The sequence below is a fragment of the Shimazuella sp. NTD248 genome (genome assembly GCF_059510395.1).
The window spans coordinates 188,898-209,999 of record NZ_JCAJZT010000004.1; the positions used below are offsets into that span (position 1 = coordinate 188,898).

Below are 21,102 nucleotides of genomic sequence, written 5' to 3' on the forward strand. Positions count from 1 at the left end.
TTGAATACATCTAGAAATAACCAATTTAATCGAAAACTTATTGCACCGATGGTCTTAGGCTCGATATTGAATCCTATTAATTCTACTATTATTTCCATTGCTTTAATTCCCATTGGGAGCGCATTTGGTGCACCACCATCGCAAACAGCTTGGCTTATTTCTGCTCTATACCTAGCAACAGCAATCGGTCAACCAATCGTGGGAAGATTGGTTGACATTTATGGTCCAAGGCCACTTTTTTTAATGGCGGCATCTCTTGTTGGCATCTCAAGTGTAATGGCGATTTTTTCTCCTAACATCTGGTGGTTGGTAGTTTCCAGAGTGCTACTTGGTTTGGGAACTTGTGCAGGCTATCCGACTGCAATGTATCTTATCCGTACAGAAGCAGAGCGAACTGGAGAAGAAAGTCCCACAAGTATTCTTACCATATTAGCTATAGCCACCCAAACGATCGCTGTTATTGGCCCAACATTAGGCGGTTTTCTTATTGAAATGGGTGGTTGGCAAAGTACATTTTTCGTAAATATTCCTTTGTCTTTGGCTTGTCTTCTTTTGGGTTATTTTCGTTTCCCGAAGGTGTCAGCAGTTTCCGATAGGGAGAAGAAAAAAAGAATGGCAATTGATTATAAGGGGATCGTACTTTTTATCATTACTCTGATATTCGGTTTACTCTTTCTGATGGGTCCGACTATAAAGAATTTGTACTTGTTAGTGATAGCAATCTTTGCAGGCATCATTTTTGTCTTTTTGGAGTGGAATATAAAAAATCCGTTTATCGATATTCGATTATTTCGAGGGAATTATCCCTTGTTATTGACTTATGCTCGTGGTTTACTTTCGTCTACCGTTACCTACAGTATTCTTTATGGATTCTCTCAATGGCTGGAGAAAGGCAGGGATTTACCTCCTGCAAAAGCAGGCTTATTGCTATTGCCTATGTTTTTAACAGGGATCATTGTTTCTAAAATCACAGAAAGAAGTCTTACCATACGTTTGAAGTTGATTATTGGAAGTACGGTGCAGCTCATCGCTATTGCTCTGTTGCTGTTTACTAATTCTACAAGCTATCTTATTTTTCTTGTAGCGATTGTTCTGCTCTTTGGGGTGCCACAAGGTTTGCTGAATTTAGCCAACCAAAATGCAGTCTTTTTTCAAGCACTCCCAGAGCAGATTGGAGCTTCTGCTGGTTTGTTACGAACATTTATGTATATGGGTGCTATGATTGCATCTGCGGCAAATGGATTATTTTTAAAATCAGGTGCGATGACAATAGGGATTCACCAAGTCGCTATTTTGTGTGGTGGGATTAGTTTTATTCTTATACTAATAACGCTGTTCGATCGTTCCTTGTTCAAAATCGGAAATAAATTAGAAACGGGTAAGTAGAAAAAGCGCGCCGCCCCGCTCAAACCAAAAGTCTGAGCGGGGCGGATGGTCATCGCTTGGTCTACTGTCGAAGACGCCAATGCCTCCAACGAGTGTATGATAAAAACCCAGCTTTCCAATAAGGAGTATAGGTGATGTCAAATGTATTGTTTTTTAATGTCGCCAGAGATGGTCATGTAAATCCAACAATGGGGATTGTCAAAGAATTGGTCAATCGAGGAGAGAAAGTGACGTATTATTGTTCTGGAGAGTATCAGGATCGCATAGAACAAACAGGTGCAACCTTTCGTGCCTATGAAAAAAGATATAAAGAAACCACAGCGCTTGATATCCCTATAGCTGGTATGGCAATGATCTATTACATGCTTCAGGATACAGAACATAGAATTCGTACGATCTTGCCTAAGGTACAAGAGGAAGAGTATGACTATGTGGTGTTTGACAGCAGTTGTGCTGCTGGTTGGATCATCGCAGATATTTTGCAGCTTCCTAAAATCTCATCTTGTTCCATGCTGGCGATAGAACAACGAAATACGAAGGTGGATCGGAAATCTTATACCGAAGCAGATAGGGAATACTTGCTTAAATCTAAAGAGATATTAAATGATGTAAAGAAAATATATGCTTTGAATTCCATGCCTGTACATGATTTTAGGCGTATCATGTCTTTTCCGGGGGACCTTAATTTCGTCTTTACATCGAACTATTTTCAAAAAAATGCGGAACAATTTGATGAAACATTCCGATTTGTCGGCCCCTCTATTGCCCTGCGAAAAGATACAGAAAACTTTCCATATGAAAAGCTACAAGAGAAACCAGTGATTTATATTTCAATGGGTACGATTGTGAATCAGCAAGCCGAGTTCTACCAAAAATGTTTCCAAGCGTTTGCTGGTATGGATGCTAAAATTGTCCTTTCTGTTGGGAAGAACACAAAGATAGAGGAGTTAGAAACTATTCCAGATAACTTTATTGTTCGCAACTATGTACCTCAACTAGAAATACTCCAGCATACAGATGTATTTTTCACACATGGCGGGATGAATAGTGTGAGCGAAGGGTTGTATTTTGATACACCATTAGCTGTGCTGCCTATATCCAATGACCAGCCGATGGTTGCCAAAAGAGTGGAGGAAGTTGGAGCAGGTATTCAGCTAGATTTCCACCAAGTAACACCAGCTGTTTTGCGGGAAATAGCAGAGCTGCTATTAGCTGATGACATATACAAGCAACATGCCCAAAAAATAGGGAATTCATTTCGAGCGGCAGGGGGGTACAGAAAGGTTGTAGATGATATATTTGAATGGAAAGATTTTATATTTGATCGCACAACACCCTAATCTACCAGATACCTCTTCTAGAGATAAAATCAAATAAAGTAATTAACAAAAATAGTTACCCATCCTAAAAGGAACAACCCTTATTATTTGGTTGTTCTATTTTTCTTGGAATTTGTTATTTATCAACTACAGGAGCATTATTGATAATCTTCATTGATTTTTCTTTCAAAATAGAGAGTTCCGCTTGATCTCTGTAAGGGGAAGTGCATATTTTCCATCTCTCAAGTGCTAAAAGTTCCTCTTTTATATTACCGACTGCCGTTGTTGTAAAATAAGCTGGTTTATATCCCGATAGAAAAGCATCAATGGAACTAATTTTGGACAATAGTACTCTCCCTTAAATTTAGAAAAAAATGTGTTTTCCATAATGCAGTTAACGATATATAAATAGATGATAACAAGAAGACTAGTGCTAGTTTGATTAAGACAAACTTAATGATAAACTTCATTTAATTTTCCATGTAAATGTTTAAGTACTTCATAATCTCCATGTGAAATCAATATTTTACCATATGATGTATCCAAGATGGTTGGGTGTTTCTTGGCTGCTGGTTGATGATATCTTTTCCACATCCAAGTGATATCTTCTAATATATAGGGTATATGTAGAGAAAACATAATACCACTAACAGTTGCACCAATGGTTTGATCATCCAAATGATCCGTGTTCATTCCGTTTTCTTTCATATCCCAAACCTCAGAGAAGAATTCTACCGATTTCGGAGGGAATCCTAGTACTTTTCCTAATTTGTAACAATATTCGGTGGTATTTATTTTCAACCCATTCATAAGATTTATGTAATATTGTTTGTCTTCTTCGGTTTGAAAAAATAGATAGCCATCACCTAGTATATTGCTGGGGAAAAGGTAAGGATATCCTTCAGATAATAAACGATCAAGCCAAAGTTTTAACCTTGGATTCCCTTTTTCATTCCAAAGACATGTCCTTTTGAAATCCATTAACCACGTATCTTTCACTTTCTCAGAACCCTTGCTTTGTGTATAATGAGCTTGATCGAAGATCGAACAGCTCGTGTGCAGAATTGCAGGAGCTGATGAGCCAACCCACCAAGCAGATAGGAGAGACTCATGTTCAATCTCACCACCCAGGACGGTCCGGACTCCCGCGATCCCAGCGAGATCGAGTGGTCCGGGAAGCAGCGTTGCGCCTTGGTGCCCTTCGAGCTTGACGAGAAGGGCGTGCCGGTTAACCCCATCGAGCCGGGGCTACCTGAAGGTCGCGGCGAGTTGTGGCACTGGGGTGAGGCGGTTACGGCCGACGCTTCCGTGATCATCGTCGACGACGGGAATCGGCAGCTGTTGATGATCGAGCGGGGCGACGGCCACGGATGGGCTCTGCCTGGCGGCTTCCTGGACAAGGATGAGACGCCTCGACAGGCGGTGGTTCGTGAACTGGAAGAGGAAACCGGTCTGATCCTGCCGGAGTCCGAATTCGACATGCAGAAGGGCCGGTACGTTTCCGACCCCCGCGGGGGCCGAGCCGCTTGGATTGTCACCGTCCTCGGCGTGGCTGTCCTCCGCACCGACACCCCACCCGAGGTAATCGGCAGCGACGACGCCCGTCGGGCGCTGTGGCTTCCCGCCAACGACTACGCGGATCTGGAGAACGCTATCGCCAACCTGGGCGGTCGCGTCTTCGCCCCGCACGTCGACATGCTGCGGGATCTGCTTGGCTGACATGGTTCCTTGCGCCCCTTGAAACCAAGTTTCAAGGGGCGCACCCATATGAACTAATTAGGGGTAGAAGGATTACCTCCACCCCTTTTAGGAATAAACAGACTCATTTTAGCACCTCCCATTGTTTTCTATTTTTTAAATTTGTCAACATTTTAAATAATATATAAAATAATTACAATATCAACATTTTCTGATTATTTTCCCGCAGATTTGCTGTTTTCCTATTTATGAAGTCCAATATTTGCATTTTCCGGTAGACTGGGATGTGGATCTCTGTAAAGAGAACAAAAAACCCTCCTACTGATGTAAGAAGGTTTCGAATTATTAGCTATCTGGTTCTGGATCACCTTTTGGGTCATAGTACAACATATTAAGCACCGCCTTCTTTTCAAGGGATAATAAACATACAAAATTCCACTTAATCTGGTTCTGGGTCACCTTTCGGGACATAATACAACACTTAAACACCACCTTTTCTCCAAGCTTTCCATGCTTGATCTTGATATAACTTTGACTTGGTTTCATTCCCAATACTACTATAAAAGTCACTTGTCATGATGTAAATATCTACTGGTACAACGTTTTCACCAACAGAATCGAGTATTTCTTTTACTTTTTTAAATGACTCATTTGCTGATGATTTCTTATTTAATTTAAGTTGTACATTTCCTAATGTTGCGTAATTATTCAATTTTATATCAATATCATTGGATTTATCGCAGTATTCTACAGCATTTAACAGTTGTTTTTCTGCTTCCTCATACTCTTTCATTTCGATTAATAATTTTCCATAATGATAACAAGTGTCAGCAACAAGAAAATGGTTTTTGGATACAAAAGCTAGTAAATCTAAAGCTTTACGATATCGAATTTTTGATTCTTCTAGTTCTCCTAATACAGATAAAATATGGGCTTTTGTTGACCATACAGAAAATAATCGCCTATATGATCTATTTTCCCATGCTTTTGCAAACCCTTATCGACATATTTAAGAGCTTTTAAGGGCATTCCTAGTCGTACTAATAGATTAGCATAACGTTCATAAACCTGAATTTTTAAATTATCTTTGAGAAAATCTATCATTTCTAATAAGTGTTCCAAATACTGACATGTTTCTTCGATTCTACCCAGTTGTTCTAAATAGAGTGCTTGATTGAAATACAAATACGTCTTGTAATATTTTCTTTTACCATCATCTACAAAGCAGTCAATCGCTTTTTGGGTGATTTGCCAAGCTGTTTCGTAATCATTACTCTCATAAAAAGCGATACGTGCAAGGTCGTTATAACAAATAGGAGGCAGGTTAGAATTTGATAGATTGGGACATTGGTCAAGGGCTTTTAATGTCAACTCCAACTGTTTTTTTGCCTTGCCATATTTCTTTTGTTCATAATAGGCACGATCTCGTAAGAAAGAGGCAAATGCACTGGCATCACGAAACAAATGTAAGTCTGAGAATTCATCTATCCGCTTAAGGGCGGTTTCAGGAACAGCAGTTAAGACATCTTCGATATGCTGTAATTCCTGCATCACACCTCTTTCCCGCTCCATCATTTCATCGATAATCCCAAATAATTCTTCTGCTTTCCCAAGAAACTTCGCATATTCGATGTATTTTTCATCGGCAACCGTTGGCAATCCTCGTTCGATGCTGCTGATGGTGGTCGTTCCTATTCCAAGGGCATCTGCCATCATTTGCTGCGTTTTTCCTTGTTTCTTTCTCTCTTCAAGTAAGACAGGCCCTACGATATCTTTTCTCATTTTGCCATTCTCCTTTTTCCTCCGTAATAGTTAATAGGTTTTCCGGTGATTTTATCTGAATTTGAAATAAATTACAAATTGATAAATAAATAACAAAATAAAAGTGAAAATATGTTGTTATTGCTAAATATTATGTGAATTAATAGACTGTTAGTAAGAATTTCACATATGGAAATGGCGGGGATGAGATGGCTTTGAAGCTGGTCGTAGAAGGAGAAAATGAAAAAGTGCGGGATTTTATCAAAGAGATTCATAGTTATAAAACATATCGTTTTTACGATCGATCCAACTACTTTATTAGCCCAGTAGAAATGCGGGTGGAATATTATTTTGATGAATCACGATTTTTAAAAGAAGAAAAACGAGATATCAAAAGGGTTTCGTTAAAGGTAGATGAACAGCAAACGATTGAATTTGATTTAATAGATTCCAAGGTTATCGATATGAATGGAACGATGCTTATTATCGGTAAAAACTTTGATATTTTTGCATGATGATTGCTTGCATTGAAAAAATTGGGGTTCTAACATGCTTCTGAAAATCATTGATATTCTATTGATCTATTTCTAACTTCTATTTTTCTTTTATTCATGTAAAATAGATTTATCTTAATTTAACGGGGGTTTTTATTTGATGCGTCTTACATCTTTATTACTCTCCTTGACCCTTATCGTTGTTCTCTTATTATTTCAAACCGAACAAAGCTATGCTAAATCGCATCATTCCTATCACTCCCATACTTCAAGTATTTCCCATGGTAACGACATCAATGGAGACAGTGGAATTACTGGCATATTTGTATATTTTTTTCTTGCTTTCATTATTATCGTTTATGTTGCTGCGACATTTATCAGACGAAGACGGCATTGACATAGTTGTTATACAGATTTTACATATAGCAAAAACCGTATGAACTATTATTTTCATACGGTTTTCTTTATGTGAACAAATGTTATAATCGAGCCCGAGCAGCTGCGGGTGCAGTTGCTCAGGTGTCCTTGATGAGGGACATCTACAGGAGGAGTTTCCTGTGACTCAGCTCGTGGCGGCGGGGGCGGCTTTCTTCAGAAGGATGCCGTTCAACTCGACTTCGCCATTCGGGTACACAGAGAAGAAGTGCTCGGTGTTCGGGATGTGGAAGACCGTCATTTCCCTTCCCGTGATCAGGTCCACTCTGGGGACGGGATCTCCAACCGGGTACGGTTTGACATCGTCATCGATGTCCACGAAGTACAGATACCCTTCGAAGAGGTAGACACCCGAGTTCGGGTACACCAATTCGTCATCCGAGACAGCGACTCCCAAAAGCTCGTTGATCATGTCAGCCGACACAGGAACCTCCTGTAGGTGGTGGTTATTGACTTATCTTTATCATATTTTTTTTATGATTTAGTTGCAATAAATTTGATGAATTCCGATTTTTATAGAGAAAAAATGAGATGTGGTAAGTGATTCACCAAAGATAGATGAAATCAAACGATTGAGTATGATTTTCGATATTTCAAAGTAACGATAGGAATGGAACCATGTTGATAATTGGTAAAAACTTCGATATTTTTTCGTAATTTTTCGTTTATTAAGTGTAAAATTATGATAGACAACAAGAGAAGGGTGAGATTATGGAGATAAAGGAAGTGGAAAATAATATTTCCAATATCCGAAAAACACGACAATTATGGGATGAGTTTGCATTTGTCCAAAACGATCAGTTAGAAGATGTGAACTACCAGAAAAGATTTGTATTGGCAACCGCATTGCAATACGATCATCTACCATCAGATAAATCATTAATCAAATATTTACTAGAACAAGAGGTGGAGGGCAGGCAGAGTGATCCCTTCCAAGGAAACAGCGATGCACTTATTCTGTTATCGTATCTACTGGCTTCTTACCGAGAAGTAGAAAATGTCTGGCTATTTGAAAAAGCGAAGTATGCGAATTTTGATACATACTGTGGATATGATGCGGAGTTTATTTTTTCAGCAGGGGTAAAAGTGACATGTGAGTATATAGAGGAGCAGCAAATAACAGAAGACAACCTTTATTTATGGGAGCATCGAGATCACCTTCGGGGGATGTATACAGAACAATCCATAGACTTGTTTCTCGAAGGGATGGAGAAGAGATACCCAAGAGAAAAAGAAGACGAAGATATAACTACTCACCTCGAACAAGCTGTTCTATCAAAGGATACCATTGAGGCAGAGAAGCTATTTGTCCAAGTGGAAAACCAAGAAGAACAAAGTGATCAAGAGTTATCCCATTATACAGAAGATGCCGGAATTATAGAGAAGGCGATTCACTATCAAATTAGACATATAGAGGAAATAGAAATTGATTGGGATAGAGTAGTTGCTATTCACCAACTTGTTAAGCTCTATATTTCTGTGGAAGACTATAGGAATGCATTTTTAACCGCAAAAACATGGGGTAAATACTTGAGGAATTTTCAGGGCTGGAGGGAGACGGACTTAGGGAAATCGTTGACTGAGACATGGTTTGACATAAGCCTTGAATTTTATTTGCAAAAGAAAAAGAAACTAGCAAAACAGAGCTTTTGGCAAGGGCATTATCTGTTTCAGAAGATCCACAATCCTTCTGTGTCCTTATTGGAAAAGGGAAGTAAATGTGCAGAAACGTTGGTTAATGGGAGACGGCAGCGTAAGTATAAACGACTGTTAGAAAAAGTCAGGGTGTAGTGTTTGATATAAAAAACGTTAAGGCTAGGAGTCTTATCGTTTTTTTATTGTTTAAAAATGCTTTTATTGCTTTTTGAATAGGAGAATTTGATTTCATATTTTCCTTTTGATGTGATTCAGCTGGTAACAAATTCATTTGTTCGTGTCCCAGCAATAGGTATCTGTACAAGTTCTGAAATAGCCTCACCAATGAAACAGGGACTCATATAAATAAAAATATGATCAAAGCAGAAAGGAAACTTTAAATGACTATCTATCATGGGACAGATGCTTCACTTAAAGCAGATATACAGAATAAAGGTTTGACACTGGTGAGTTTTTGGGCGCCTTGGTGCAGACCATGCCAGATGTTTGCTCCTATTCTTGAGGCATATGGTGCAGAAGAGAAACGGAGAGTTAAAATTATAAAAATGAATGTTGATGAAAATGTAGATACATTTGCGAAGTTCGGAATAAGGAGTATACCTGCCGTCGTTTTGTTTAAAGATGGAAAACCGGTAGATAAGGAGTTTGGAATACTATCTAAAGAAAGTTTGAAACGATTTATTGGGAGGCATCACTAGGTGATAGTGTAATACAAAATATTAACTTCATTTAGATCAAAAATGGCACCAGTCCAAGTCGATCCGCAGATGACTTGGATTGGAAGTGAGTCATGAGCTAGCTGTTAGACCCACTGTTCTCCGGATTCTGTGACTTGGAGAGTGCCTTGTTTGCATCTGCACTCTCCTGCGACTTGCCGGCAGGAACCCTGTCCTTTACGGCGTTCACCTGCAACGCCATGTGGGCATCGGTCGCTTCATCACTCGGCATATTTGCCTCCCTGTGAGGAACACATCTTGGATCATTTGATCCTATTTTATTATATCGATTTTTCGGATAGAATAAACCTGATTTTATAAAGTATTCTTTCATAAAACAAACACCTTCTTTTACCGATATCCGATAGAAGAGGTGTCTTTTTATTTCATGTAATATAAATCTATATGAAGATGGAATTTATGGTTAATTTTAGGAAAGATGGTGGAAACTTCATAAAAAACGCTATATCGGATAACAGACTATAACTTCTTTTTACTATTCGTCATCCCACTGGATATTGTACTGATATACCCAGCGGTTTCCTCGTTCTGCAAACAGCGGAAGGACAATGGACAAAATTCGATCTCGAATCCAGGCGGAAGATGGTGTCATTTCTTTTTTATCATCCCCAGCTTTCCGACCTTGAGCTATAATTTTTTCTACGCGAGGCCGACGCTCTTGTTCAAATTGCTCAAATACGAAATCCCATTTCCCGGGAAATTGACGAATTAATTTGGCAAGGTACATAGCATCTTCAAGTCCAAGCGATGCCCCTTGTCCAGAATTTGGACTAACCGCATGTGCAGCGTCACCGATCAGCACGACTCGACCCTTATACCATGTTGGAAGTGACTGGATGTCATGTACATTTCCTTTCATAAACGCCGGAGTATTCGCGACCAGTTGCTCTATCGGCCCATGCCATCCTTTGCACATTTCAAGCAGTTCTGCTCGCAATGTTTCGGTTGGGATGTTTGCCATCTCTTCTCTTGTCCATTCCGACTCACGTGATAAATTGACCCACCAGCCGATGGTTTCCTCTTCTTCACAGAAGTTTCCATATCCGAAGAATCCTTTGAGTCCAAATATCATATGAAGTTTATGATCGGAAGGATCAATCGCTGGTATGCTTGATTTGGGCGAAAATCCAGCAATCCATTGTAAACCTGTATATTCAGGCTTCGGACCATTTGGAAGAATGGCTGCTCTTGTACGGGAGTGGATACCATCGGCACCAATCAATATATCCCCTTGTTCAACTGTACCATCCTCAAAAAGTGCTTCTACCTGCTCGTTTTCCCGATCAATGAGGTTGACAAGCCTCTTATTGTACTTGATTTCGATTCCTTGTTTGTGTACTTCATCCACTATAACTGTATGCAAAGCAGATCGTAAGATGTTGAGAGATGGCTGCCCAAATTTTTCTCTCATATTTTTATTTATCCGTGCTAATATTTTCCCTTTTTGATTACGAAAACATAGCTCAGAAGCAACGGAGCCTTTTTTGATGATTTCATCTGCGATACCTAAAGCTTGAAGTATCTTTAAGCCATTAGGAGCAATTTGCAATCCTCCTCCAATATCATCACGATGCGGGTATGCTTCGTATATCGTAGCTGTCCAGCCGATTTCCTTGAGGAAGAGCGCCATAGCAGCACCTGCAATGCCTCCGCCAATAATAAGAGCATGATTTGATGTTGACATAGTGGAAACCTTCTCCTTCCCTATTATGTTTATGACGAGTGAGATTGGGAAAATATTTGTTTTATCTCTTGGAGCCACTCATCATTCCAATCTAACTCTTTGGTTCCTATATCATGAATGATGGACTGCACCCACTTTAATTCTGCTGTGATAACTGCTTGTTGATACTCTGTTTCCAGTAAAAACAAACGTGGAAGATTGATCTGCTTGGATTGCTGAAACTGATCGTCGATTTGAATCTGTATCTCTTCAAGTGCTCTAGCTCTTTTTTTTAACTGTTCTAAAACAACTTCAGGTGGTAAAAGAGCAAGAAAAGAAAGCACAGCTGGGAAATCTAAAAATTCTTGTTTGGGTGTAGACAGCATTTCTTTGATCCAATGGAACGCGATTTTCTTCCCTTTATCTGTTATTTCATAAACGGTTTGATCTGGTTTCCCCTCATTACTCGTTTTTTCTTTTGTAACGATGGCTTCATCTCGATGTAAGCGGTCAATGGTTTGATAAATACTCGCTCGATGACGGACATTAATGACCTCGTCTTTTCCCCTTTCCTTAATTAATTGCTGCATACGATATGGATGCATCGGTTCTTCGACTAAGAATGAAAGAATGGCTAAGGCAATCGGTGATCTTTTTATTTGGGTTTTCATAGTAATAATATTACTAGTATAAATATGACTATGTCAAGATAACGAATATATGGCTCAAAAAGATTTGTCATCAAGCAAAATAAAAACGCTTGATCTATGCGAAATCAAGCGTTTTACCATATTGTTATAAATGGCTTACCAAGGTAATACTTCATCTTTGTGATAATATCCACCTGTAGGTCCATCCTCTGGAAGCATGGCTAGACGAACAGCGGTTTCCGCGCCCTCTGAGATATCTAAATCTGCATGTTGCCCCCCCATATCTGTTCTTACCCAGCCTGGATGACATGCATTTACTTTCACGTTTGTCCCTTTTAATGCATTAGCCCAAGTAACTGTCAACATATTGAGAGCTGCTTTGGAAGCTGAATATGCAGGAAGATTTCCTAATCGCTCACTGTTTGATAAAACAGATGCAATCGAACCAAAGATACTCGATTGATTTACAATTCTGCCATTGGGACTTGCTTTTAAGAGAGGCAGTAGTGCCTCTGTCAATTCATAAACAGCAAACACATTGACTTCAAATGTTTTACGCAGAGTATCTATATTTCTACCTGTACGATCTAAGGAAACTCCCGCATTATTAATCAGAATATCTAGCTCACCATATTCCTCTTTTATCCATTGTGCAACAGCAGTAATATGATCGCTATTGGTAACATCTAATTTTACACCATGGGCATCTAACTGTTCTTTTTGCAACGTTTTAGCTGCTTCAACTGCATTATCATAATTTCTGGACGCTAGAAGCACAGTGATGCCTTTTTGAGCAAGTTGTCTTCCGATCTCCAAACCTAATCCTCTATTTGCTCCTGTAATTAATGCTACTTTTTTATTCATCGTTCTCGCCCTCTCTTTTGCATCATTTTTAAATTTGGTTTTTCATGCACCTGATTTACCTTAGTGTTTTACTAGAAATCAAAATTATTTCATCCATCCAACAGAATCTTTCTTTTTGAATATGGCAAAAGAAATACCTATAATTCCTATACCAAAAGCTGTCATGATACTGCCTAGTAAAATCAGCGATGGGATAAGAGTCCAATTGAGCATCAGGAAACCCACACCCAATGTAGGTAAGGACATACCTAGATAAGCCAAACTATAAAAGGTGGAGAAAATCCGAGCTCTATCAGAAGCAGTTCCCATTGCACCAATCAGTTTTAAGCAAGCCTGAAATCCCCATCCGGTTCCAAATGCTTGAAGTGCCATTCCAATCCATAGTAAACTCATGCTTTCCTTCGATCCGGACATGATCACGAACCATGTACCTGCCAGCAAAAATAAAAAGCCTACCCTTGCTCGGTGCATTGTATTCTTTAGAATAGGAATAAACTGAAGGATTGCTCCTCCGCCAAATAACAGCAGTAATAGTAAACCAACAGCTGCATGATTAGAGGAGTGCAGGACTGTTTTTACAAACATCGGCATCATGGCCAATACTGTTCCATTTAAAGCAAACGAAGCAAAAACAATAGGGCCGACAAAAAGCCAAAATAGTTGCTGATGAGACTGAGGAATTCCAAGCTTTATTTGAAATTTTATCTTTTCTTTCTTGGAATCCGTTGCATGTTTCACCGTAAATAAAAGAATTGCCGACATAACTAAAGCTAGTAAAAGCAACATAAAAGCTAATCTATCTGGATTCCACAAACTGTATTGAAGAACTAAACCGCTAGTGGCAGGACCTAATCCAAATCCAACCATCGTCGCGATGCCTGAAAATTTTAATGAGAAAGGAACCTTCGATTTAGGAGTATGATGCAATAGAAAAGCATTTCCTGTTCCTAAAAATAAGCCAACAGAGATTCCAGATAAGGCCCTGGCCAAAAATATTTCCCACAAATTCGTCGCAGTTGCAAATACTGCAACAGCTAATATATCGATTAAAGTGGCACTTATGGCAACAAATTTATATCCTTTCAAATCTCCCAGCGGACCTGCTACTAATAACGAAGGCAATAAAAACAAAATATAAACTACAAAGATACTCGTCATCGTAAAACTGGTCGTATGAAACTTTTCTTGATAAATGGGAAATAAGGTCACAGCCATATTTGCACTTGTTGCTATGATTGCAATTGCAAGTAATATACGTTTCAAAATCTTATCCTCCTTATCTTTTCGAAAAATTTCTGAGCTGAAAACTCGATAGTAAATAACAAAAATGACTTAACCAAACCCTGTATTCATTTCTCTTAAGTGCATTATTGTTTGCATGAAAATCTCTCTTATTGTAACTGGATTAGTTACATTTAAAGCCGAAATAATAGCTATTGAATCTTCATTCAAATAGCTGCTTAAGGAATAAATCTTCTATTGAGTGCTAAAGGACATAGTTTTCGTGGAGAGTGAAATGATCGCAATTAATAAGAACATAAAGATTATGTTATATGGGAAACAGTCAGAGTAACTGACCATCAGTTGAGTAAGATAGTGCTTCTTCCATTATGTCTGCCAATGTAACATTCTTCATTTGATCTCTCATCGCGATGTCTATATTACTGTAAAATTTTTTTAAAGCTGGTTGGATTCCTTTTCCTATCAGACAACTTTGATTAGGAGGGCTATGATGCATTTCAAATATTGGTTTTTCTTCCATTGCATCATATACGTTGAGCATCGTAATTTCTAGAGGTGAGCGTGCTAATTTCCAACCAGACCGAATTCTGCCTTTCTGGACAATCACTAAGTTTGCTTTTTTTAACATTCCTAAGATACGCCGGATAAATACCGGATTCGTGTTGACACTGTTTGCTATTTGATCGGATGTAATAAAATCCTCATTCTTTTTATTTGCCACTGATATTCTTGATAAAACATGTAAAGCAATTGTAAATCGACTGTTGGAACTCATTCTCTCACCTCTTGATGTAACCATATTAGTTACATTTAGTTTGATTGTCAAGTTACATTTTGTACGTTATCTATTTTTGTCATGAAAAATGCACCCTTCCAGTTAGATTTTTTAGTCCAACTTTTGGGGTGCAGATCAGTGAATGAAAATATTTTTTAATTAAACTTCTACCAATTCCCTTGCTTTTTCCTTGTTATCCTCTTCTGGATTAACATTTTGCTCTAACTCAAGTTCTGCTGAGTCAACTTCGATTTTCCGAAACTTTCCGACCAGAGAATAGAGCACCGGAACGAAGAACAATGTAAGAAGCGTTGAAGTTGTCAATCCACCGATAACTGTAATTGCTAAACCTTGGGAGATAAGCAAACTAGAATCGGTAGACAGAGCTAATGGGATCAAGGCACAGATGGTAGCCAGTGCTGTCATCAAGATCGGACGCAGACGCGTTTTTGCTGCATCCATGATGGCTTGTTGTAACTCTAAGCCAGCTTTTCGTTTCTTTTCGACTCGATCTAATAACACAATCGCATTGGTTACGACAATCCCTACTAACATCAGTAAGCCGATCATTACACTCATCGATATTGGTTGTCCGGTAATCAATAATCCTGTTATTGCCCCAATGGGAACAAACAAGAGCGAGGATAAGATTACCAATGGGGTGAGTAATCCACCATAGGTCATGCTCAAGATGACAAATACCAATCCAATCGCTATGGCTATAGAGATACCTAGACTGGTGAGTCCGTCCGTAATATCTTCATTCCCACCGCCAATTTGTACAGTAATGCCGCTCGGGAGAGATAAGGCATCAATATCTTGTTTGATTTGATCAGTGACCTTTAACGTATTGTTACCTTTCACTAAGGCAGTTACTTTGGTATATGTTTCACCATTTTCATGCAAAACCGATGCAGGGACATTGCTCAATTTTACATCTGCGATTTCCGATAATGCTTTTTCTCCTTTTGCCGTTTGGATTTTTATCGCTTTTATCTGTGTTTCGGATGAAATTTTATCGTTATATTCGAGAACGAGACTTTTATCCACTCCATCTAATGTGTACGTTCCAACATCTAATGGTTGAAGATGTTCGCTAACTGTCTGCATTACTTGGCCAGGGGTAAGACCTAATTCTTTTCCTTCTTGATTTAAGGTGATGTTCCATGCTTTACGGGTTTCTTGACTATTATTGGTAACGTTTTTTAAGTCTTTATTTTGGTTGAAAAGATCTTCTATCTGGTTCGATGCTGTTGTTAAATTTTTTAGGTTATCTCCATACAGTTTAACCTCGACATCATTTCCTGAACTTGGCCCCGCATGTGCTTGCTCAGATACTTTGACTTTTGCTTTTGGATATTTATCTTGGCTGATTTTCGTCATTTCTTTTTCTACTTTGGTTAAGGCATCATCGACAGATTCGCCGTTTTTCAATTCCAATGTAAATGTTATCTTTTGTTCATTCGTTTGTGCCATCTGAAACGTATTGGACATACCAATTGTCACTTGTCGTTTATCAAAGAGATTCATGTCTTTGATTTTGTCCTCTAACTTATCTGCTAGTTCTTCAGTAGCTCCAAGGGTTGTACCAGTAGGTAAAGTAATCTCAGAGGTAACAAGTTCTGCATCTCCTGATGGTAAGAAAGAAAATCCTAGACGAGGAATCATCGCAAGCGAACCGATCAATATGAATAGGGACGCAATGATTACCAACGTCTTCTGACGCAGAGCACCATGTAGTAATTTTCCATAAATGCGCGAAAGTCTTGTCTCTTCGGAATGATGAGCAACTTTTTTAAAGAACGATGCTCCCAGCATAGGAATTAAGGTAAAGGCGACGATCAAAGATACTAGGATAGAGATAGCCACTGTTAATGCAAAGGGACGGAAAATTTCTCCAATCATACCAGAGACAAAGGCAAGTGGAAGAAAGACAGCGATCGTAACAAAGGTAGAAGAAGCTACAGCAGTTCCCACTTCTTTGGTTGCTCTTAGTACGATTTGCTTCTGGGAAAGTTCATTTCCTTTTAGCTGTTTCCAACGGAAAATATTTTCGATTACCACGATACTGTCATCGACAATCCGTCCAACAGCTACGGCTAATCCACCGAGGGTCATGATGTTTAAGGTATATCCCATCGGTTCCATCAAGTCTAACGTCACTAAAATGGAAATCGGAATAGAAATTAGGGCAATGATGGTCGCCCGGATATTGCGCAAAAAGAGGGCAATGATCAACACGACAAATATTGCTCCATATAAGGCCTCATGAATCAAACTGGAAATGGATTTTTCCGTAGCATCTCCTTGATCCGAAATCGTATGGATTTTAAAAGCCACATTTTGCTGGTACTTCGTCAGTATATCCCGTACAGATTTGGAGACGTCCGTTGTGTTGGCATCTTGGTCTTTTGTGACCTCGATCTGAAAGGCGTTTTCTCCATTAACTTTGCTGATCTCATTTTGTTCTGAGATCGTTTTAATCTCCGCAATATCTCCCAGTTTGACTGGTTTTGCGGATACAGCAAGTTGTGAGTTTGCTCCTGCTGATGCTGGGGTGATCGGGATATTTTTCAAATCAGCTGCTTTTTTAATATGTCCGACTAAACGAACTGCAATCGTATTGTCTTTTGTTTCAGCTGAACCAGCAGGCAGTGCATAATCTTCGTTTTGGATAGCTTGTTGAATGCTATTTAGCGTCAGCCCTTTTGCTTGAGCTTTCTCGAGATTTACCTGGATTGCGACCTTGGTTGTTTTTGTTCCTTTCAGGGTTACTTCATTAACCCCATCTGTTTTTTCTAGTTCAGGGATGATTTTATCTTCTAATTCTTTTTGCAAATCCGCTTCGTATTTAGTGGAAAGGGCAGCGGTATAAACTGGCAAGTCTTCAAGGTTGATGCGTTTAATTTGAACATCTGTTTTTTCAGGCAATGCCACTTTTGCGAAATTATTATTTAACTCTTGTTCTTTTTTATCCAAATCCGTTCCATATGCATAGGTGATTTGAATACTTGTTGCATTATCGCTTGAGGTACTTGTAAAGCTCTCATAATCATTTTGTTGTTTGATCGTATCTTCAAGCGGTTTTGTTACATTTTTTTCTATATCTTCTGCACTAGCACCGGGTTGATTGGCTTGTACAGTAAGTATCGGATTGCTTACATCTGGGATTGTTTCTAGTTTTAGTTTGCCAGTAACCAGTACACCAGAAACAATCACAATAATGGCGAGCAAGATAATAACAATGTTATTTTTTAAGCTCCATTTTGTCACGAAGGGCTCCTCCTTTATTTTGCTGTTATAAAAATAGTCGTTCAAGATGAACACAGTATGAACAAACAACTATAGTTTTGACAAAATAGTGAATGAAAAAAACAACCTTTGGGAAAAGGTTGCTTTATACTTGCTCTGGTAAGATAACGGTAAATGTTGTCATTTTCCCTTCTTCACTTTCAACTATTATTTCACCATCATGTAATTCTACTATTTTTTTGACGATGGATAATCCAAGTCCATTACCAGATTTTAGACGACTTCGAGCAGGATCACCTGTGTAAAAGCGATCAAAAATATGCGGTTGGATATCCTTTGGGATACCAATGCCTGTATCTGTTATTCGGACAATGATTTGTCGTTCTCTACTTGTAAGTTGGATGTGAATGCTGCCTTCATCTGGGGTGAACTTAATACTATTGCTGAGCAGATTTAGCCATACTTGACTGAGCTGGTCTTGATCAGCAAAGATCGTTATTTTTTCTAGCTTCACCGTTACTTTTAACTGTTTTTCTGACCATTGCGGTTCCAAGAAGGCTACGAGTCTCCGAAGTTGTTCATCCAAACGGTAAGATTCAGGGTGAAAGGGGTGGTGATTGGATTCAAGGGAAGCCAATTTTAGTAAGTTTTCACTCAAGCGAGATAATCTTTCGGTTTCCTGCTGGATAATATCGAGAAATGCAGTTCGTTCTTCGATTGAAATGGTTTGGTCTTTTAACATTTCAGAATATCCTCGTATGGAAGTGAGAGGCGATTGGATTTCGTGAGATACATTGGATACAAAGTCTTGGCGCATTTGTTCCAGCTCACTTAATTCCTTAGCCATTCGATTAAAACTATGTGCAAGTGTGCCGAGCTCGTTCTTTTGTTTTACTTCCAGATGGATATCAAAGTTGCCTTGGGATAGTTTTTTAGTTGCCGATGTCATCGCTTTTAACGGTCTTACAAGGTATTGAGATGCAATTAATATCAAAATACTGCCTATGATAAAAACGCTGTAGAGAACGGTATGTACAATTTGATTTATTTTTTCACTAAATCTCAGTTCATTTAGTTTAATGAAGAGTGCATAAGGCTGGTTATTGATTTGGAATGGTAACCCTACCACTTGAACTGATTTCGTATTCGGTTTTCCATAATAAATTCCTCCTTTTTTTACAAATTGAATATCATTATTTGTAAAAGGTGGACTTGTTTTTTTGGGATTCAAACTAAAATATTTTCCATTTTTTGAGTTGGTAAATAACCAAATATCATAATGGAGGAGGGAAATGCTATTCAAATAGGTATCTATGTTTTTTGAAGGGTTTTGCTGGTACAAAGATATTATTTCTTTCCCTTGGCGAACGATAGTTTGCTGAATTTGCTTTTCTAAGTCTTGGCGGTACAGTATATCAGCAATAAAAAAAGAAATGACTAAGCTTATAATGACAACACCAATAAAGGTAATGACCAACCGAAAATAAAGAGTGCGCATCATGAGGGCACATCCAATCGGTAGCCAAGACCTCGAATCGTCGTGATTTGAAAAGCGTTTGTTTCTTGATCAAAGCGTTGACGAAGCCGCTTGATATGGACATCGACTGTTCGTTCATCGCCGACAAAGTCAATTCCCCAGATTCTTTCAATCAATTGGGTTCTTGTAAAAATCTGACTAGGGTAACTGGCTAATTGAAACAGAAGCTCAAATTCTTTTGGAGGGAGCTTTATCGTTTGATGTCCTATGTTGACGGTATAACTATTGGCATCAATAACTGTATCACCTATTTCTACCCAGTTACGGGATGTCATGCGGGCACGTCGGAGTAACGCTTTTACCCGTGCCACAAGTTCCAATGGATCAAATGGTTTTGTGATATAGTCATCCGCCCCGATTTCCAATCCTTTGATCCTCTGATCCATTTCCTGTTTTGCAGTTACCATTAAAATTGGGGTGTCATGTGCTTTACGAATTTCTCGACAAACTTCCCATCCGTCTTTTTCAGGTAACATAATGTCTAGCACTACTAGGTCGATCGGCCTAGAATATATTATAGTGAGAGCATGATCGCCATTTTCCGACTGATGAATTTCAAAACCTTCTTTTTTTAAATAAAATGCAAGCATATTTCGAATATGAATATCATCTTCTACGATGAGAATATTTACCATTGATTGTCCTCACAGCTGTTTTTTGGGCCAGATTAACATGTTTGATCGATTATATCAAACTTTATTTTATCTGTTTAATAATGGAATTTCACTAGTGATTTTTTATTTATATTTATAAAACTATTCTTTTTCAGTATAATCATTTTGTATTGTCGTTATCCCTTAAGGAGAAAAAATGCCATCTGCATGGAGTAATGGCCCTCGTACGGAAATGGAAACTTACTATTCAGGAGTGGCGGGAAGGAATATCGCCCTACAGAGGGAGTACTGGGGCTGGTCCCAGCAAGCGTGTGAGCATATGCTTCGCTTGCTGGGAGTGGGAATCAGCAGCCTCTCTGAAATCGAAAGAGCTGTATCTGTTGGTCAGTCCGCACCTGTTTTGACCATAGACCAGCTCATAGGCTGTGCAAAAATATTTCGAACCACTCCTGAGTGGCTGCTAACGGATCACTCAGACGAGATTCATTCAGGAGACTTTGTCATTCTGGAGAGAGAAGACCTTGTCCCCTATCCGAAAAACTATTATGCCAGAGTCGTTGGCGACAATGTTCGTGAAGAGAGGATAAAGCATGGATGGTCAATAAAGCAGCTTTCCGAATACGTCGAGGCTCTGGGAATCCGCTTGAAGAGTAACCGGCTTTCTGTGATCGAAGTAGGCTCAACCAATACTTCTATTACGGTGGACCAGTTTATGGGGTTGGTAGTAGCACTGGAAACAAGTTCAGATAGGTTGCTTATAGAATCACGGTTGAAGGTTCTCCTATTTTTGCTGCAAGGTGAAAATGAAATACAGGTAGACAAGATTCCTGAAGCCACCAACACATTTCTCGAAAGGTTGTATCACGAGGAATTGGTAGGGAAGTTCTTGAGAAATAAAAACATACACTACCTTCTTTCACCACTAGGCAGTACAGAAGCTAAGGAGGGTCTCCAGCGGATGGAGCTAAGTGGTATTCCGATCCTCCTCTAATAAGGGATAAAAGGCTCATGAAGACATA

Annotated in this window: 22 protein-coding genes; 8 read left to right on the top strand and 14 right to left on the bottom strand. The window is 39.0% G+C overall.

What is annotated here, in order from left to right:
• Both AC5WOE_RS10550 and AC5WOE_RS10555 read left to right on the top strand, forming a co-directional pair.
• Positions 1–1,386 (top strand): MFS transporter, encoded by a 1,386-nt coding sequence (locus tag AC5WOE_RS10550; RefSeq protein ID WP_496050152.1) that lies wholly within the window; start codon positions 1–3, stop codon positions 1,384–1,386.
• Between the two features lie 134 nt (positions 1,387–1,520).
• Positions 1,521–2,726 (top strand): macrolide family glycosyltransferase, encoded by a 1,206-nt coding sequence (locus tag AC5WOE_RS10555; RefSeq protein WP_496050153.1) that lies wholly within the window; start codon positions 1,521–1,523, stop codon positions 2,724–2,726.
• Positions 2,727–2,841: 115 nt separating this feature from the next.
• Here the strand turns inward: AC5WOE_RS10555 and AC5WOE_RS10560 are convergent, their stop codons facing one another.
• Positions 2,842–3,051, bottom strand: coding sequence for a hypothetical protein (locus tag AC5WOE_RS10560; RefSeq protein WP_496050154.1), 210 nt, complete (start codon positions 3,049–3,051; stop codon positions 2,842–2,844).
• A gap of 107 nt (positions 3,052–3,158) precedes the next feature.
• On the bottom strand, positions 3,159–3,704 hold the full coding sequence (locus tag AC5WOE_RS10565) for a hypothetical protein (protein WP_496052557.1): 546 nt from the start codon (positions 3,702–3,704) through the stop codon (positions 3,159–3,161).
• Between the two features lie 111 nt (positions 3,705–3,815).
• Here AC5WOE_RS10565 and AC5WOE_RS10570 point away from each other — a divergent pair, with 111 nt between their 5' ends.
• The gene (locus AC5WOE_RS10570) at positions 3,816–4,424 is read left to right on the top strand and encodes an NUDIX domain-containing protein (RefSeq protein ID WP_496050156.1); all 609 of its coding nucleotides are present in this window, start codon (positions 3,816–3,818) and stop codon (positions 4,422–4,424) included.
• A gap of 460 nt (positions 4,425–4,884) precedes the next feature.
• Here the strand turns inward: AC5WOE_RS10570 and AC5WOE_RS10575 are convergent, their stop codons facing one another.
• Both AC5WOE_RS10575 and AC5WOE_RS10580 read right to left on the bottom strand, forming a co-directional pair.
• Positions 4,885–5,331: a tetratricopeptide repeat protein gene (locus AC5WOE_RS10575; protein ID WP_496050430.1), complete on the bottom strand. Its 447-nt coding sequence runs from the start codon at positions 5,329–5,331 to the stop codon at positions 4,885–4,887.
• Entirely contained in the window at positions 5,316–6,185 is an 870-nt protein-coding gene (locus AC5WOE_RS10580) for a helix-turn-helix domain-containing protein (protein ID WP_496052558.1), read from the bottom strand. The genes AC5WOE_RS10575 and AC5WOE_RS10580 overlap by 16 nt, the downstream gene beginning before the upstream one ends.
• A gap of 188 nt (positions 6,186–6,373) precedes the next feature.
• On the opposite strand from AC5WOE_RS10580, the gene AC5WOE_RS10585 reads away from it, so the two are divergent.
• Together AC5WOE_RS10585 and AC5WOE_RS10590 are read left to right on the top strand one after the other, a co-directional pair.
• Positions 6,374–6,679, top strand: a complete 306-nt coding sequence (locus AC5WOE_RS10585; protein ID WP_496050158.1) for a hypothetical protein — start codon at positions 6,374–6,376, stop codon at positions 6,677–6,679.
• Between the two features lie 139 nt (positions 6,680–6,818).
• On the top strand, positions 6,819–7,055 hold the full coding sequence (locus tag AC5WOE_RS10590) for a hypothetical protein (RefSeq protein ID WP_496050159.1): 237 nt from the start codon (positions 6,819–6,821) through the stop codon (positions 7,053–7,055).
• 165 nt (positions 7,056–7,220) lie between these two features.
• Here AC5WOE_RS10590 and AC5WOE_RS10595 read toward each other — a convergent pair whose 3' ends face one another.
• A complete protein-coding gene (locus tag AC5WOE_RS10595; RefSeq protein WP_496052559.1) occupies positions 7,221–7,517 on the bottom strand; it encodes a hypothetical protein in 297 nt (98 codons plus the stop codon).
• 287 nt (positions 7,518–7,804) lie between these two features.
• On the opposite strand from AC5WOE_RS10595, the gene AC5WOE_RS10600 reads away from it, so the two are divergent.
• Both AC5WOE_RS10600 and trxA read left to right on the top strand, forming a co-directional pair.
• Positions 7,805–8,884 carry a hypothetical protein gene (locus tag AC5WOE_RS10600; protein ID WP_496050161.1) on the top strand — a complete coding sequence of 360 codons (1,080 nt, stop codon included), beginning with the start codon at positions 7,805–7,807 and terminating at the stop codon, positions 8,882–8,884.
• 245 nt (positions 8,885–9,129) lie between these two features.
• A complete protein-coding gene (gene trxA, locus AC5WOE_RS10605) occupies positions 9,130–9,447 on the top strand; it encodes a thioredoxin (RefSeq protein ID WP_496050162.1) in 318 nt (105 codons plus the stop codon).
• A 97-nt stretch (positions 9,448–9,544) separates the two neighbouring features.
• Here the strand turns inward: trxA and AC5WOE_RS10610 are convergent, their stop codons facing one another.
• From AC5WOE_RS10610 to AC5WOE_RS10650, 9 genes are all read right to left on the bottom strand, one after another.
• On the bottom strand, positions 9,545–9,799 hold the full coding sequence (locus AC5WOE_RS10610; RefSeq protein ID WP_496050163.1) for a hypothetical protein: 255 nt from the start codon (positions 9,797–9,799) through the stop codon (positions 9,545–9,547).
• A gap of 162 nt (positions 9,800–9,961) precedes the next feature.
• A complete protein-coding gene (locus AC5WOE_RS10615) occupies positions 9,962–11,170 on the bottom strand; it encodes an FAD-dependent oxidoreductase (protein ID WP_496050164.1) in 1,209 nt (402 codons plus the stop codon).
• 29 nt (positions 11,171–11,199) lie between these two features.
• Positions 11,200–11,820 (bottom strand): PadR family transcriptional regulator, encoded by a 621-nt coding sequence (locus AC5WOE_RS10620; RefSeq protein WP_496050165.1) that lies wholly within the window; start codon positions 11,818–11,820, stop codon positions 11,200–11,202.
• Positions 11,821–11,955: 135 nt separating this feature from the next.
• Entirely contained in the window at positions 11,956–12,663 is a 708-nt protein-coding gene (locus tag AC5WOE_RS10625) for an SDR family oxidoreductase (protein ID WP_496050166.1), read from the bottom strand.
• An 84-nt stretch (positions 12,664–12,747) separates the two neighbouring features.
• On the bottom strand, positions 12,748–13,926 hold the full coding sequence (locus AC5WOE_RS10630) for an MFS transporter (protein ID WP_496050167.1): 1,179 nt from the start codon (positions 13,924–13,926) through the stop codon (positions 12,748–12,750).
• Positions 13,927–14,227: 301 nt separating this feature from the next.
• Complete coding sequence (locus AC5WOE_RS10635) at positions 14,228–14,680, bottom strand: Rrf2 family transcriptional regulator (protein ID WP_496050168.1); 453 nt, start codon at positions 14,678–14,680, stop codon at positions 14,228–14,230.
• A gap of 159 nt (positions 14,681–14,839) precedes the next feature.
• Complete coding sequence (locus AC5WOE_RS10640; RefSeq protein WP_496050169.1) at positions 14,840–17,953, bottom strand: efflux RND transporter permease subunit; 3,114 nt, start codon at positions 17,951–17,953, stop codon at positions 14,840–14,842.
• A 124-nt stretch (positions 17,954–18,077) separates the two neighbouring features.
• Positions 18,078–19,433 (bottom strand): sensor histidine kinase, encoded by a 1,356-nt coding sequence (locus tag AC5WOE_RS10645; protein WP_496050170.1) that lies wholly within the window; start codon positions 19,431–19,433, stop codon positions 18,078–18,080.
• On the bottom strand, positions 19,430–20,104 hold the full coding sequence (locus tag AC5WOE_RS10650; RefSeq protein ID WP_496050171.1) for a response regulator transcription factor: 675 nt from the start codon (positions 20,102–20,104) through the stop codon (positions 19,430–19,432). Before AC5WOE_RS10650 ends, AC5WOE_RS10645 begins: the two co-directional genes overlap by 4 nt.
• A 175-nt stretch (positions 20,105–20,279) precedes the next feature.
• Here AC5WOE_RS10650 and AC5WOE_RS10655 point away from each other — a divergent pair, with 175 nt between their 5' ends.
• Complete coding sequence (locus AC5WOE_RS10655; RefSeq protein ID WP_496050172.1) at positions 20,280–21,074, top strand: helix-turn-helix domain-containing protein; 795 nt, start codon at positions 20,280–20,282, stop codon at positions 21,072–21,074.
• Positions 21,075–21,102 lie beyond the last annotated feature (28 nt).